Here is a 13976-nt window from a genome sequence, read left to right as displayed (position 1 = left end):
GAACATCCGCGGCTCGATCGGTTGGTTGCCGGCGTAGTGGGTCGCACTGCCCCAGTCGTCGTCGCGGACCGGCGTGTTCGTCATGCGCCACCGTCGGTCATGGCACCGACCGGCTGCGTGCGCGGAGCCGGCCGGGTGCCGTTGCGGCGTGCGCGCAGCTCGCGCAGCCGACGGCGCAGGCGCAGCAGCAGGGCGATCAGCAGCACCGCGCCCGCGACGATGGTGATGACGACGCCGACGACGCCCAGGGCGGTGCTGTCGACCGAGAGCGGCACCGGCTCGCCGAGGCTCTGTCCCCGCGAGGTGGTCAGCTGCACGCGCAGCCGGATGCGACCGGTCCGCTCGACGCGGGCAGGCAACCGGATGGTGCGTTGGTCGTGGGCGGCGATGACCTGCGTGCCGGTCGGCCGGACGGTGATGCCGGGCGCGCCGTTCACCGTCGTCACCTGCAATCCGATGCGCACGCTGTACGGCAGGTTGTTGCGCACCGCGATGGGTAACGGCGAGTTCGACGACCCGAGCGTGTAGCTCCCGCTCGCCGGCTTGCGGATGTCGACGCCGTTGACCAGCGTGTCCGTGCCGCTGCGCAGTGCGTGTGCATAGCTGCGGCCCGCTGCGGCGGAGCTGACCCAGGCCGCGGACTCCGAGCGCTGCAACGCCACCGGAAGACCCGCTACCAGCTCGGCAGCTGCGCTGTCCCTGGGGTCGAGCAGCGCGCCGATCTTGGGCAGGTTCGCGGCGGTCGTCGTCGCATCGGTGAGCACAGCTGACGGCAGGCCGGGCACGCGCACCGTCGACGGCAGGTGACTGTGCTTGCGCGGCAGCTTCGTGGCCGCGGTGATGCCGCTCAGTGGCATGGCACGAGCGAACGGTGCGGCGCTGGTATCGCGGATGGCACGCACCGCTGCAGCCGGATCCGGGTCGACGTAACGCGGCGGGGTGATCACCAGCGAGTGGGCGACGCTCTTGTTCGGCGTCGCGTGCAGCGACACCTCCGACACGAGTTGCGGCAGCTCGGCGGTGGCGGGCACCGCGGTCGCGGCGCCCGTGTCATCCGAGTTGGACGGCTGCGTGACGGCCGCGGCCGCGTAGTGCTCGACGGCAGCGTCGGTGAGCGCGGCGGCCACCGTGTGGTTGTGCTTTATCACCCGGGCCACGCCGACCGGCGGGTTGGTGGAGTCTCCGGTCTGCGGGCTGACGGAGGACGAGCTGACGACGACGGTGCGCACGCCCTGGTCGACGAGATCGCCCAGCGTGCCCGAGCTGACCGAGCCCGACGGCGGCCACGCGATCTGCGACTGCAGCTTGCGGCCGGGCAGCGCCAACGAGACACGTTGGCGCATCGTCGCCGGCAAGGCTGCGGTCCACGAGTGCGGGTGGGCGTGCAGCGACTGGACGTCGGGATCGGCGTACGGAGTCAGCTGCACGTCCACCGCGCTGCGCGTTTCGAGCAGGGTGGTGAGGTCGTCGAGCCAGACGCGGGCCACGCCGCGGCCGGGTTCGGGGACGGTGCGGTTGCCGGATCGGACGAAGTAGGGCGACTGCATGACGTACAGCTCGTCCAACAGCTCGGGATCGACCAGCAGGGTGACCGGGAAGTTGCCGGTCCGCTCCAGCTGCAGCATGGTGTCGAGCGCACGCCGCAGACGCCCACCCGGCGACACCAGCGTGGTCAGGCTGTCGTCGGTGAACACGTCGTCCGCACTCGTGCCGTTGGACGACTTCCCGTCGTCGTAGAGCCGGTGCGGCCGGTCGATCAACGGCCACAGCCAACTGACCGACACCGGCGACTGCGGCGCGGCGAAGTAGGACGGCAGGTAGGTCGTCGCGGTGGCCAGCGGGCTGGTGCTGCCGCTCGCCAGCTGTGCGGTGAACGACAACGGATAGACGCCGGGCGCGCACAGGCAGATTCCCGACTCCAGCTGGGCGCCGACGGTGGTCGTGAATCGCACCGTCGCGCTCTGCTCACCGTTCAGGGCCAGCGCCACCGGGGCAGTAGGCCTGATCCGCTGCCCGGACGTCTGCGGGTGGGCGAACGCCGAGCCCAGTTGCGCGCGGGTGTCGATGATGTCCCCACGCACGCCGCTGATCCGGATATGCCCGGTCGGTGCGACTCCGGTGTTGGTGACGCGCAGTGTGACGACGAGCGGCACCGGCTTGGCCGGCACGTTCGGCGCCGAGGGGGACACGTCGATGACCTGCATCCGCAGGTCGCTGCTGGGGGCCGCCGCGGCCACCGGCGCAGGGACGACGACCGGGATGGCGCCCGCGGCCGCGATGGCCGCGCCCGCGAGCACCGCGCGGATCCGCCGGAACCGGGCGCCGTTCACGCGGTGTCCGCGAGCAGCCTGCCCGCGGTGTCCATCAGACCGCGTTCGTCGGGATAGGCCAGCCGTTCCCGGATGACGCTCAGCGGCACCCACGCGACCTCGTCGACCTCGTAGTCGCTGTCGGACAGCTCGCCGCCGGTGCGCCGCATCAGGTAGTGCCGGACCGTCTTGTGGATGCGTCGGCCGTCCGCGACGAACCAGAAGTCGATGGTGCCGAGTTCGGCGACGACGGTGCCGGTGATGCCGGTCTCTTCCTCGACCTCGCGCACCGCCGCCTGCTCAGCGGTCTCGCCGTCCTCGATGTGCCCCTTCGGCAGCGACCACAGCAACCGGCCCTGCCGGTCGGTGCGCCCGATCAGTGCCGCCGAGGGCACGTCGGCCTCGAGATCGACGACCAGGCCGCCGGCGCTGTATTCGTTCACCTGACGCAGCCAGCGGCGCGGTCGTCGGCGCTTTGCCGTTCGGCGCCCAGGGGGCGGTGGCGTGCCCTGGGACATTCCCCGATGGTAACCGGCGGGTCGGTACGCTGGCCGTCCGTGACACTGCCCCAGCCTGAGGAAATGCCTGATGGCTGTGCAGGTCACGTACCCACCTCGATGAGCTCTCCCGCCGATCTGGTTCCGGTCCCGCTTGCCGCGCAGCAGCTGGGCCGGGCCTTCGCCGACGCCGGGCACGAGCTGCACCTGGTGGGCGGGCCGGTCCGCGACGCGCTCCTGCGCCGCGAGACCGCCGACCTGGACTTCACCACCGACGCGCGGCCCGAGCAGATCCTCGGCGTCCTCGCCGGCATCGCCGCGACGACCTGGACGACCGGCATCGATTTCGGCACCGTCGGTGCGCTCGTGAACGGCGTGCCGTGCGAGATCACGACGTACCGCGCAGACAGCTACGACCGTGTCAGCCGCAACCCGATCGTGCGCTTCGGCGACTCGCTCGCCGACGACCTGCGCCGGCGCGACTTCACGATGAACGCGATGGCGTTGTCGGTGACCGGCGACCGCCTCTTCACCGATCCGTACGGCGGATTGGCCGACCTCGCCCGTGGAGTGCTGCGCACGCCGGGCACGCCGGCCGAGTCGTTCGGCGACGACCCGCTGCGCATGCTGCGCGCGGCGCGGTTCGTCTCGACGCTGCGGGTGACGATCGCGGCGGAGGTCCTGGCCGCGATGCGGGAGCTGGCCGGCGAGCTGGGACGCATCACCGCCGAACGCGTGCAGGCGGAGCTCACCAAGCTGCTGCTCGGCGACGCGCCCCGCACAGCGCTCGAGGTACTCGTCGACACCGGCCTGGCCGACGTCGTGCTGCCGGAACTGCCGGCGCTGCGCATGGCGGCGGACGAACACGGCCAGCACAAGGACGTCTACGCCCACACGCTGCAGGTGCTCGACCAGGCCATCGACCTCGAGGCACCGGCTGGTGAGGAGAGCGGAGGTCCGGACCTCGTGCTGCGGTGGGCCGCGGTGCTGCACGACGTCGGCAAGCCGGCGACGCGGGAGTTCCTGCCCGGCGGCCGGGTGACTTTCCACCACCACGAGGTCGTCGGCGCCCGCATGGCACGAAAACGGTTGAAGGCGCTGCGCTACCCGAACGAGCTCGTCGAGCAGGTCGGCCAGCTCGTCTTCCTGCACCTGCGCTTCTACGGGTATCGGGAGAGCGGGTGGACGGACTCGGCGGTGCGCCGCTACGTCGTCGACGCCGGACCGCTGCTGCCGCGGCTGCACAAGCTGGTGCGTTCGGACTGCACGACACGCAACCGGCGTAAGGCCGCGGCGTTGTCGGCCGCGTACGACGCGCTCGAGGACCGCATCGCTGCGTTGGCCGCGCAGGAGGAGCTGGATCGCATCCGGCCCGACCTCGACGGCAACGAGATCATGGCGGTGCTCGGCATCCCCCCCGGCCCGCTGGTCGGGCGCGCATACCAGTACCTGCTCGCGTTGCGGATGGAACACGGCGCGCTCGGCCGCGAGCGGGCGATCGAGGAGCTCAAGCGGTGGTACGCGCAGCAGCAGCCGCCGGACGCCCCGTCGTCAGATAGGTGATCGCGGTCAGCGCGTAACCGGCCGAGATCACGAGCACCGCGGCCGGACTGTGGCCGCTCGCCGGCAGGACGGAGGCCGTCAGCACGGCGGCGATCACGAGCGCGACGTTGAACAGCATGTCGTACAGCGCGAAAGTCCGTCCGCGGAACGCGTCGGCAATCAACTGCTGCACCAACGTGTCCACGCTGATCTTGATCGACTGCGCGATGTAACCCAGCAGCAGCGCGGCCAGCAGCACGGTGCCCAGCGCGAACGGCAGGACGAGCGCGACCTGCACGAGCGCCGCGACCAGCAGCAGCGCCGCCGGCCAGCGCACCGCCCCGAAGCGGCGGAACGCGACCGGTGTCGTCAGTGCGGCGACGGCCCCACCGAGCGCCACCGCTGCGAGCACCTGCCCCAGGCCGCCCAACCCGCTCCGTAGCGCGCCGCCGGCCGCACTGCCGTGGAAATAGTTGCGGAAGAGCAGCAGCGTGCAGACCGTCGTTACGCCGTACCCGAGCCGGTGCAGGCCGATCATCGCCAGCCCGTCGCGGACCGGCGCGACCTCGCCGATGTGCTTCAGCCCGGCGTGCAGGCCACGGGTGATCTGCACAACGTTCTCCCGGCCACGCCGCTCGTCGGCCGTCGGACCCAGGACGGTGCGCGCGAAACCGCTCGCGGCGCCGGCGGCAAGCAGGTACAGCGCCGCGGCAGCGGTCGCGATGACCGCGTAGTCGAGGTCGGTGTCACCGAGCAGCCAGCGCGCGCCGATGGCAACGCCGCCGCCGACCGACGCTGCGAGCGTGCCCGCCGTGGCGGTGATCGCGTTCGCGGTGACGAGCTCGCTGGGCGCGACCAGCCGAGGCAGCGCGGCGCTGAGCGCGGACAGCACGAATCTGCTCAGCGAGATCACCACTAGCGCCGACGCGTAGAACACCGCACCGCCGACACCGGCCGCGATCTCCGCGGCAACGACGAGCACCGCGCCCGCCCGTACGACGTTGGCCAGGTTCAGCACGCGTTGGCGCCACCAGCGGTCGAGGAGCACGCCGGCGAACGGCCCGATCACCGAGTAGGGCAGCAGCAGCACCGCGAAGCCGGCCGCGATGTCCGCAGGACGGGCCTGATGTTCGGGGTCGAAGAGCACCGCGCCGGCGAGGCTGGCCTGGAAGACGCCGTCGCCGAACTGACCGGCGAGGCGTACGGACAGCAGCCGGCGCACGCCCGGCAGCGCGAGCATGGCGACGAGGTGCCCGCGGTGTCGCGCGAGGCGCAGCTGGGCCACGGCACGAGGCTAACTGCCCATCTTGTGTGCAGCCCGATCACGCGCGCGTGGCCCGGGGTGGCCGTCGGACCGTGCGCGCGTCAAGATGTGCGGATGGCGACGGCGGACTGGGGCGCGGTGGTCACCCTGCCGCCGGCGGCCGGTCGGCTGCTCGTTGCAACACCGCTGCTGGGCGATCCGCACTTCTCGCGGACCGTCGTGTACCTGCTCGAGCACGACGGCGGGGGGACGGTCGGGGTGGTGCTGAACCGGCCCAGCCACACGCCGGTCGGTCAGGTGTTGCCGGATTGGCACGACGCGGTCAGCGGGCCCGCGGTCGTGTTCGGTGGCGGCCCGGTGCAGCCGGACGGCGCGTTGTGCCTGGGGCAGCTGAACGTTGCCGACCCGGCGCAGGAGATGTCCAAGGAGGTCGTCGACGGCATCTCGACGATCGACCTGGACGGCGACGTCACGGTCATCGCGCCGCAGGCCCGGCAGTTGCGCGTCTTCGCCGGGCACGCCGGCTGGTCGGCCGGCCAGCTGGAGGCCGAGCTCGCCGAAGGTGCGTGGTGGGTGTTCGGCGGCTCGTCCGCCGACCTGTTCAGCGACGAGCCGCGGGTGATGTGGCGCCGGGTGCTGGCTCGCCAACCTGCCCCGTTGAGCCTGGTCTCGACGTTCCCCGAGGACCCGTCCCGCAACTGACCCGCTGATCAACCGGTCCCTCGACGACCACCGCTGATCAACCGGTCCCTCGACGACCACCGCTGATCAACAGCAGCGAATGGTCGCCAAGGCGACCGAAACGCGCTGTTGATCAGCGGGGTGGAGTTGTCGCGGGAGTGCGGTCTGCCTAGCGGTCTGCCTAGCGCTCGACCTTGCCGTCGATGAAGTCCTGCACGGCGGTGCGCGCCTCGTCGTCGAAGTACTGCACCGGCGGTGACTTCATGAAGTAGCTCGACGCCGACAGGATCGGGCCACCGATGCCGCGGTCCTTGGCGATCTTCGCCGCGCGCAGGGCGTCGATGATGATGCCGGCCGAGTTCGGCGAGTCCCACACCTCGAGCTTGTACTCGAGGTTAAGCGGCACGTCGCCGAACGTCTTGCCCTCGAGGCGCACGAACGCCCACTTGCGGTCGTCGAGCCACGCGACGTAGTCCGACGGGCCGATGTGCACGTTGCGGGCGCCCATGTCGCGGTCGGGGACCTGCGAGGTGACCGACTGGGTCTTGGAGATCTTCTTGGACTCCAGGCGGTCGCGCTCGAGCATGTTCTTGAAGTCCATGTTGCCGCCGACGTTGAGCTGGTAGGTGCGCTGCACCTCGACGCCGCGGTCCTCGAACAGCTTGGTGAGCACGCGGTGCGTGATGGTCGCCCCGACCTGGCTCTTGATGTCGTCGCCGACGATCGGCACGCCCGCGTCGGTGAACTTCTGCGCCCACTCCGGGGTGCTGGCGATGAACACCGGCAACGCGTTGACGAACGCGACCTTCGCGTCGAGGGCACACTGCGCGTAGAACTTCGCGGCGTCCTCCGAGCCGACCGGCAGGTAGCAGATCAACACGTCGACGGCCTGGTCCTTGAGGACCTGCACGACGTCGACCGGCTCCTCGCGCGACTCCTCGATCGTCTCGCGGTAGTACTTGCCGAGACCGTCGAGCGTGTGGCCGCGCTGAACCGGGACGCCGAGCTGCGGGACGTCGCAGATCTTGATGGTGTTGTTCTCGCTGGCGAGGATCGCCTGCGAGAGGTCCATGCCGACCTTCTTCGCGTCCACGTCGAACGCGGCGACGAACTCGATGTCGCTGACGTGGTACGGCCCGAAGTTGACGTGCATGAGACCCGGCACCTTCCGGGCCGGATCGGCGTCGCGGTAGAAGTGCACGCCCTGGACGAGGGACGCGCAGCAGTTCCCTACGCCGACGACGGCGACCCTGATGGCGCCCGACTTGTGCTCTGAACCCATCAGGGCTCCTCCTTCGTTTCTTTGCTCTGCTGTGGTGTTGGTACGGACGTACGTTCATGCTCGATCAACTCGTTGAGCCAGCGGACCTCGCGGTCCACGGACTCGAGCCCGTGACTGTGCAGTTCGCGGGTGTAGCGGTCGACGCGTTCCCCGGTGCGGCTCAGCGCACTGCGCATGCCGTCGCGTCGTTCCTCGACGCGCCGGCGGCGCCCTTCGAGGATCTGCAGCCGGATCTCCGACCGCGTCTGGGCGAAGAACGCCAGCCGCGCCCCGAAGCCCTCGTCGTCGAAGGCGTCCGGGCCGACGTCGGCCAGCAGGTCGGCCAGGTGCTCCTTGCCCTCGGCCGTCAGCTGGTAGACGCGCTTACCGCGTCGCGACCGGCTTGCGGCGCTGGTGGTCTCCATCGGCGCGGCCTCGCTGATCCAGCCTGCTTCGCACAGCCGGCGCAGCGTGGGGTAGAGCGAGCCGTAGGAGAACGCCCGGAACGCGCCGAGCAGGGTGGCAAGGCGCTTGCGCAGCTCGTAGCCGTGCATCGGGCTCTCATTGAGCAGTCCGAGGACGGCGATCTCGAGCACGAAGCGCACCCCCTTATCTCGACGCGATGTATCACGACGATACATCAGTCCTGGCAAGTCGGTGAGCCCCAGGTGGCCGCCGGGTGAACGCAGGGAGGCCGAGCAGCGCGGCATCAGCCTTCTCCCGGTTTGTTACGACCATTTTTCGGCGCGAAAAGTGGTCATCCCGGCTTGCAAGAAGGGGGACGGGGCGGTCGTCAGGGGAGTGGGTCGCGGACGACCGGGCAGGTCATGCACCGCGCTCCGCCGCGGCCGCGACCGAGCTCGCCGCCGGAGATCGCCAGCACCTCGATGCCGTGCTCGGCGAGCAGGGCGTTGGTGACGGTGTTGCGGTCGTAGCCGATGACCACACCGGGTTCGAGCGCGAAGTAGTTGTTGCCGTCGCTCCATTGCTCGCGTTCGGCGGCGCGCGCGTCGTCGCCGGCCCGCAGGATGCGCACCTTGTCCACGTCGAGCGCCTCGGCCAGCGCCGCCGACAGCGTCCCGGTCGGCTCGACGTGCAGCGGCACCAGGGGCTCGTCGCCCGCGCCCGGCGTGATCCGCCAGACGCGCAGGGCGTCCAGGTCGAGGTGCGGGTAGGCGACGAACGTCGCGGTGTCGACCATCGTCAGCACGGTGTCCAGGTGCATCATCGCGCGGGCCTGGGGGATGTCGACGGCGAGTACGAGGTGTGCGGCGTCGGCCTCGAAGAGGCGTCGGGCCAGCAGTTCGACGGCGCTCGCCGTGGTGCGTTCGCCCATGCCGATCAACACCACGCCGTCGCCGATCACGAGCAGGTCGCCGCCCTCCAGCGACGCGGGCCGGTGGTCGCGGTCGTCGTCGCCGAAAAAGAACGTGAACGCAACGTCGCGGAACATCGGGTGATAGCGGAAGACGGCGCGGGTGTGCACCGACTCGCGTTGCCGGGCGAGCTTGGCCATCGGATTCACCGTGACACCGGCGCCGATCCAGGCTGCGTTGTCGCGCTGGAACAACGTGTTCGGCAACGGCGGGAGCACGAAGTCGTCCGCGCGCAGCGACTGCCACCGCAGCCCGGTCAGCGCGCCGATGTCGTCGCCGAGATCGGACTTGAGCACGCCACCGATGAGCAGTTCGGCGAGCCGGTGTGGATCGGCGTCGTCGAACAGTCGGCGCAGCGCGAGTGCCATCTGCTCGCCGAACCGCTCCGGTGTGCACGTGCGGTCGCCGACGAACTCGCGGCCGTCCGCAGTGGCGAGGGCGCCGGCCAACAGCTCGGCGAACGGATGCACCACCGCACCGCGGCTGGCCAGGACCTCGACGAACTGGTCGTGCTCTTCACGAGCACGTGCCGCCCACGGCACGTCGTCGAAGAGCAGGTCGTGCATCGTCGACGGGGTGAGCCGGTCGAGCTCGCGGCCCGGGCGGTGCGTGATGACGTGCCGCAGCCGGCCGATCTCCGACCGGACGCTCGGCTGCAGAGCCGTCACCCGGCGGCGATCGGCGCAGCGAACACGGCGTCCGGCGCAGTGTCGGTCGGCACTTCGGTCATCGAGATTCCCGTTCGTCAGTGTCCGCGAGCCGGCCGAAGATGCCGTCGGGCGGTCTCGAGTCGACCGGCTGTCCCGCGAATTGATATACCCCGGCGCCGCCGCCCCACAGCAGGGCGGCCAGGTAGTCGGTGAGCTGTCGGCGTGTCATCTGCTCGGGATGGTCGAGCCACCACAGGCTGGCCGCCCGGATGAACCCGACGACGGCCTCGCCCCACGGCGACGCGGACACCGGGTCGATGCCGATCAACCGCAGGTGCTCGCCCAGGGCCGCCGTCAGCACGTGCGCGACGGCGCCGCTGCCGGTCTCGACCGCGGCCGGCTTGCCGACGCGCGCCTCGTTGAACACCCGGTGCTGCGTGACGAACCGGAAGCGCTGCGGATGGTCCTCGAGCAGTTGCAGGTACGCATCGATGCTCGCGCGCAGCAAATTGCGCGGGTCGGGGTCGCTGCCGTGCCGGCCGACGTCGAGCAGCGTCTCCGAGATCTGCCGCACGACGCGCGCGCCGACCGCGCGGTAGAGGTCGTCCTTGTCGGTGAAGTAGCGGTAGATGACCGGCTTGCTGGTCCGCGCGGCCGCGGCGATCTGGTCGACGCCGATGTTGGCGCCGTACTCGTCGACGGCGGCGACGGTGGCGTCGATCAACTCCTCGCGCCGGGTCGCGCGATGACCGGTCCAGCGGGCGGCACGGCCGTCCACCCGTGGCGTGCCGTCACCGGTCGGTGGCGGGGTTAGTCCGGCCACACGTTTCTTCACGCAACTCAAAGTAGCCGATACTGTCGTTAGCGTGAACTCTCGAAACGCTGCGATCGTCGGCGGCAACCGGATCCCCTTCGCCCGCTCGAACGGCCCGTACGCGCATGCCTCCAATCAGGACATGCTCACCGCCACCCTGGACGGGCTCGTCGCCCGCTTCGGGTTGCAGGACGAGCAGCTGGGCGAGGTCGCTGCCGGCGCGGTGCTCAAGCACAGCCGCGACTTCAACCTGACGCGCGAGTCGGTGCTCGGCTCGCGGCTCTCGGCGCGTACCCCGGCCTATGACGTGCAGCAGGCCTGCGGCACCGGGTTGGAGACGGTCATCCTGACCGCGAACAAGATCGCCGTCGGGCAGATCGAGTCGGCGGTCGCGGCCGGCGTCGACACGACGTCCGACGCGCCGATCGCGGTGAACGAGGACCTGCGGCAGGTGCTGCTCGCGGCCAATCGCGCCAAGTCCGTCGGGGGGCGACTGCGGGCGCTGGCGGGGATCCGGCCGCAACAGCTGGTGCCGAACATCCCGGTCAACTCCGAACCGCGCACCGGGTTGTCGATGGGCGAGCACCAGGCCGTCACCACGCTGGAGTGGGGCATCACCCGCGAGGCGCAGGACGAGCTCGCCGCGGCCTCGCATCAGAACCTGGCCGCCGCCTACGACCGTGGGTTCCTCGACGACCTGATCACGCCGTACCTCGGCCTGAGCCGCGACCAGAACCTGCGGGCGGACTCGACGGTGGAGAAGCTGGCGAAGCTCTCGCCGGCGTTCGGCAAGGACTTCGGCGATCAGGCGACGATGACCGCCGGCAACTCGACGCCGTTGACCGACGGCGCGTCGGCGGTGCTGCTCGCGAGCGACGAGTGGGCCGCCGACCACAACCTGCCGGTGCTCGCGCATTTCGTCGACGCCGAGACCGGCGCCGTCGACTACGTGCACGGCGACCGCAAGGACGAGGGCCTGCTGATGGCGCCGGTGTACGCGGTGCCGCGGCTGCTCGCCCGCAACAAGCTGACCCTCGACGACTTCGACTTCATCGAGATCCACGAGGCGTTCGCCGGCACCGTGCTCGCCACGATCAAGGCCTGGCAGGACGCCGGCTTCTGCCGCGATCGCCTGGGCCTGTCCGGCGCGTTCGGCGCGGTCGACCGCGCGAAGCTCAACGTCAACGGCTCGTCGCTGGCGGCCGGTCACCCGTTCGCGGCCACCGGCGGGCGCATCGTGGCCACGCTCGCGAAGATGCTGAACGAGAAGGGCTCCGGGCGCGGGCTCATCTCGATCTGCGCGGCCGGCGGGCAGGGCGTCACGGCCATTCTCGAGAAGTAACCCGCCACCACACGTCCACGATCACGAGGGATACGAACCACGCATGGCTGATCGGTACCTGAATCTCGTCAACTCACCCGTCGGGGCGGCGCTGGCCGACCGCGTCGGGCTGCCGAAGCCGGCGAAGCTACGCCGGTACGCACCGGGCGACCCGGTGCTGCCCGGCGTCGCGCTCGTCGGCTCGACCGGCAAGGCGCCGACCGCGGTCAAGCGCGCGCTGACGGGGGCCGGGGTCGAGGTCGCCGACACGCTCGTCGACGGCGACAAGGTGTCGGCGCTCGTGCTCGACGCCCGCGGCGTCGCAACCCCCGGCGATCTCGCTGCCGTGCGCGAATTCCTCGCCCCGGGCGTGAAGGCGCTGGCTGCGTCCGGGCGGGTGATCGTCCTGGCCGCGCCTGCCGACGGCGCGGACATCACCGTCGACACGACACGGCAGGCGCTGGACGGCATCGTCCGCTCGCTCGCCAAGGAACTGCGCCGCGGTGCGACTGCCAACCTGTTGTGGGTCACCGATGAGGCATCGCTGCCGTCCGCGCTGCGGTTCTTCTTGTCCGGCCACTCGGCGTATGTCGACGGTCAGCCGCTGCTGCTCGGCGCCGGTACCGCCCCGGCGCCGAAGGACTGGGACCAGCCGCTGGCGGGCAAGACCGCGCTGGTCACCGGCGCCGCCCGCGGCATCGGCGCGGCGATCGCGCGGACGCTGGCCCGCGACGGCGCCGACGTCATCGCCGCCGATCTCACGCAGGCCGGCGAGGCGTTGTCCAAGGTCGCCAACGACATCGGCGGCACGGCGTTGCACCTCGACGTCGCGTCGACCGACGCCCCGCAGCGGCTGCTCGACCACCTGGCGGCGCACACCCACGGGCTGGACATCCTGATCCACAACGCCGGTATCACCCGCGACAAGCTGATGGCCAACATGAAACCCGAGCAGTGGGACTCGGTCATCGCGGTCAACCTCGAATCGCAATTGCGGATCAACGCCGCGCTGCTGGCCGGCGACCAGCTCAACGACCAGGCCCGGGTGGTGTGCCTGTCGTCCACCACCGGCTTCGCCGGCAACCGCGGCCAGACCAACTACGGCGCCACGAAGGCCGGCGTCATCGGGCTCGTCCGCGCGTCGGCGCAGGCGTTCGCCGGGCACGGCGCGTCCACGATCAACGCCATCGCGCCGGGCTTCATCGACACCGAGATGACGGCGAAGATGCCGCTGGCCACCCGCGAGGTGGCGCGCCGGCTGTCGTCGTTGCAGCAGGCCGGCCTGCCGATCGACGTCGCCGAGGCAGCGGCCTGGCTGTCGTCGCCCGGTGCGGGTGGCGTCAACGGGCAGACGCTGCGGGTCTGCGGGCAGAACCTGGTGGGTGCCTGACCGTGCCGCAGCTGACCTCGGCACCGTCGCTGCTGCCGCTGTACGCGAAGGCCGCCGTCACCACGCCGCTGCACCGGTTTTCCGGCGGCGGTGACTCGCTGCCGGACTCGTCGTACACGCTCGACGACCAGTCGATCGACCGCGCGCACCTGAGCGCGTACCAGCGGGTGTGCGGGTTCGCGACGTCGGACGAGCTGCCGCCGACGTATCTGCACATCCTTGCGTTCCCGTTGTCGGTGGCGTTGATGACCGAGAACGGGTTCCCGTTCCCGCTCGTCGGGCTGGTGCACGTCGCGAACGCGATCACCGTGCACCGCACCGTGCGCGCGGACGAGGTCGTGTCGTTACGTGTGCACGCCGAGGACCTGCGCGACCACCCCGCCGGGCGCCAGTTCGACCTCGTCGCCGAGGCACGGGTCGGGGACGAGCTGGTGTGGAACGGCCGCAGCACGTATCTGCGCCGCGGCAAACCGTCGGGTGATCCGGCGAAGAAGTCCGAGCGTCCCGAGCTGGCACCGCTGCAAGGTGCGGTTGCCACGCTGCGGGTGCCCGGTGACATCGGGCGCCGCTACGGCGCGATCTCCGGCGACCGCAACCCGATCCACCTGCACCCGCTGTCGGCGCGGCTGTTCGGCTTCCCGTCGGCGATCGGGCACGGCATGTGGCTCGCCGCCCGCACGCTGGCCTCGCTCGAGGGCCGGCTGCCCGACGCGTTCGACTTCGACGTCGCGTTCAAGCTGCCGGTGCTGCTGCCGGCCACGGTCTCGGTGGCGACGTCGCCCGACGGCGCCGGCTGGCAGCTCGACGTACGCGACCGCAGGTCCGGCAAGCCGCACCTGACCGGCAGCATCACCCCGCGCTGACGCCGACC

At 70.9% G+C, this 13976-nt stretch carries 12 protein-coding genes; 5 read left to right on the top strand and 7 right to left on the bottom strand.

What is annotated here, in order from left to right; translation table 11 throughout:
• Nucleotides 1–80 precede the first annotated feature (80 nt).
• Both ACFFCN_RS08080 and ACFFCN_RS08075 read right to left on the bottom strand, forming a co-directional pair.
• On the bottom strand, nucleotides 81–2330 hold the full coding sequence (locus ACFFCN_RS08080; protein WP_375490630.1) for a DUF6049 family protein: 2250 nt from the start codon (nucleotides 2328–2330) through the stop codon (nucleotides 81–83).
• On the bottom strand, nucleotides 2327–2752 hold the full coding sequence (locus ACFFCN_RS08075) for an NUDIX hydrolase (RefSeq protein WP_375490629.1): 426 nt from the start codon (nucleotides 2750–2752) through the stop codon (nucleotides 2327–2329). The genes ACFFCN_RS08080 and ACFFCN_RS08075 overlap by 4 nt, the downstream gene beginning before the upstream one ends.
• A gap of 174 nt (nucleotides 2753–2926) precedes the next feature.
• Between ACFFCN_RS08075 and ACFFCN_RS08070 the strand changes: the two genes are divergently transcribed.
• On the top strand, nucleotides 2927–4369 hold the full coding sequence (locus tag ACFFCN_RS08070; protein ID WP_375490628.1) for a CCA tRNA nucleotidyltransferase: 1443 nt from the start codon (nucleotides 2927–2929) through the stop codon (nucleotides 4367–4369).
• On the opposite strand, the gene ACFFCN_RS08065 is transcribed toward ACFFCN_RS08070, so the two are convergent.
• Complete coding sequence (locus ACFFCN_RS08065; RefSeq protein WP_375490627.1) at nucleotides 4314–5633, bottom strand: MFS transporter; 1320 nt, start codon at nucleotides 5631–5633, stop codon at nucleotides 4314–4316. The two genes, ACFFCN_RS08070 and ACFFCN_RS08065, sit on opposite strands and share 56 nt — an antisense overlap.
• A 93-nt stretch (nucleotides 5634–5726) precedes the next feature.
• On the opposite strand from ACFFCN_RS08065, the gene ACFFCN_RS08060 reads away from it, so the two are divergent.
• A complete protein-coding gene (locus ACFFCN_RS08060) occupies nucleotides 5727–6314 on the top strand; it encodes a YqgE/AlgH family protein (protein ID WP_375490626.1) in 588 nt (195 codons plus the stop codon).
• 160 nt (nucleotides 6315–6474) lie between these two features.
• On the opposite strand, the gene ACFFCN_RS08055 is transcribed toward ACFFCN_RS08060, so the two are convergent.
• From ACFFCN_RS08055 to ACFFCN_RS08040, 4 genes are all read right to left on the bottom strand, one after another.
• Nucleotides 6475–7575: an inositol-3-phosphate synthase gene (locus ACFFCN_RS08055; protein ID WP_375490625.1), complete on the bottom strand. Its 1101-nt coding sequence runs from the start codon at nucleotides 7573–7575 to the stop codon at nucleotides 6475–6477.
• On the bottom strand, nucleotides 7575–8150 hold the full coding sequence (locus tag ACFFCN_RS08050) for a PadR family transcriptional regulator (protein ID WP_375490624.1): 576 nt from the start codon (nucleotides 8148–8150) through the stop codon (nucleotides 7575–7577). Before ACFFCN_RS08050 ends, ACFFCN_RS08055 begins: the two co-directional genes overlap by 1 nt.
• A gap of 197 nt (nucleotides 8151–8347) precedes the next feature.
• On the bottom strand, nucleotides 8348–9598 hold the full coding sequence (locus tag ACFFCN_RS08045; RefSeq protein ID WP_375490623.1) for an arginine deiminase: 1251 nt from the start codon (nucleotides 9596–9598) through the stop codon (nucleotides 8348–8350).
• A 58-nt stretch (nucleotides 9599–9656) separates the two neighbouring features.
• Nucleotides 9657–10415: a TetR family transcriptional regulator gene (locus tag ACFFCN_RS08040; RefSeq protein WP_375490622.1), complete on the bottom strand. Its 759-nt coding sequence runs from the start codon at nucleotides 10413–10415 to the stop codon at nucleotides 9657–9659.
• Nucleotides 10416–10446: 31 nt separating this feature from the next.
• On the opposite strand from ACFFCN_RS08040, the gene ACFFCN_RS08035 reads away from it, so the two are divergent.
• From ACFFCN_RS08035 to ACFFCN_RS08025, 3 genes are read left to right on the top strand one after another with little or no spacing between them, the layout of a single operon-like run.
• Nucleotides 10447–11736 (top strand): acetyl-CoA C-acetyltransferase, encoded by a 1290-nt coding sequence (locus ACFFCN_RS08035; RefSeq protein WP_375490621.1) that lies wholly within the window; start codon nucleotides 10447–10449, stop codon nucleotides 11734–11736.
• Between the two features lie 43 nt (nucleotides 11737–11779).
• Nucleotides 11780–13105, top strand: a complete 1326-nt coding sequence (locus ACFFCN_RS08030) for a 3-oxoacyl-ACP reductase (RefSeq protein WP_375490620.1) — start codon at nucleotides 11780–11782, stop codon at nucleotides 13103–13105.
• Entirely contained in the window at nucleotides 13102–13968 is an 867-nt protein-coding gene (locus ACFFCN_RS08025) for a MaoC family dehydratase (protein ID WP_375490669.1), read from the top strand. The genes ACFFCN_RS08030 and ACFFCN_RS08025 overlap by 4 nt, the downstream gene beginning before the upstream one ends.
• Nucleotides 13969–13976 lie beyond the last annotated feature (8 nt).

It is taken from the genome of uncultured Jatrophihabitans sp. (assembly GCF_964246335.1).
GTDB lineage: Bacteria > Actinomycetota > Actinomycetes > Mycobacteriales > Jatrophihabitantaceae > Jatrophihabitans.
The sequence above is the reverse complement of the archived record's forward strand: the minus strand, read 5'-3'. Positions and strand labels throughout refer to the sequence as shown.

Coding starts and splice junctions, on each gene's coding strand:
- ACFFCN_RS08070 (WP_375490628.1), top strand. CDS start 2,927: ATGAGCTCTCCCGCCGATCTGGTTCCGGTCCCGCTTGCCGCGCAGCAG.
- ACFFCN_RS08060 (WP_375490626.1), top strand. CDS start 5,727: ATGGCGACGGCGGACTGGGGCGCGGTGGTCACCCTGCCGCCGGCGGCC.
- ACFFCN_RS08055 (WP_375490625.1), bottom strand. CDS start 7,575: ATGGGTTCAGAGCACAAGTCGGGCGCCATCAGGGTCGCCGTCGTCGGC.
- ACFFCN_RS08030 (WP_375490620.1), top strand. CDS start 11,780: ATGGCTGATCGGTACCTGAATCTCGTCAACTCACCCGTCGGGGCGGCG.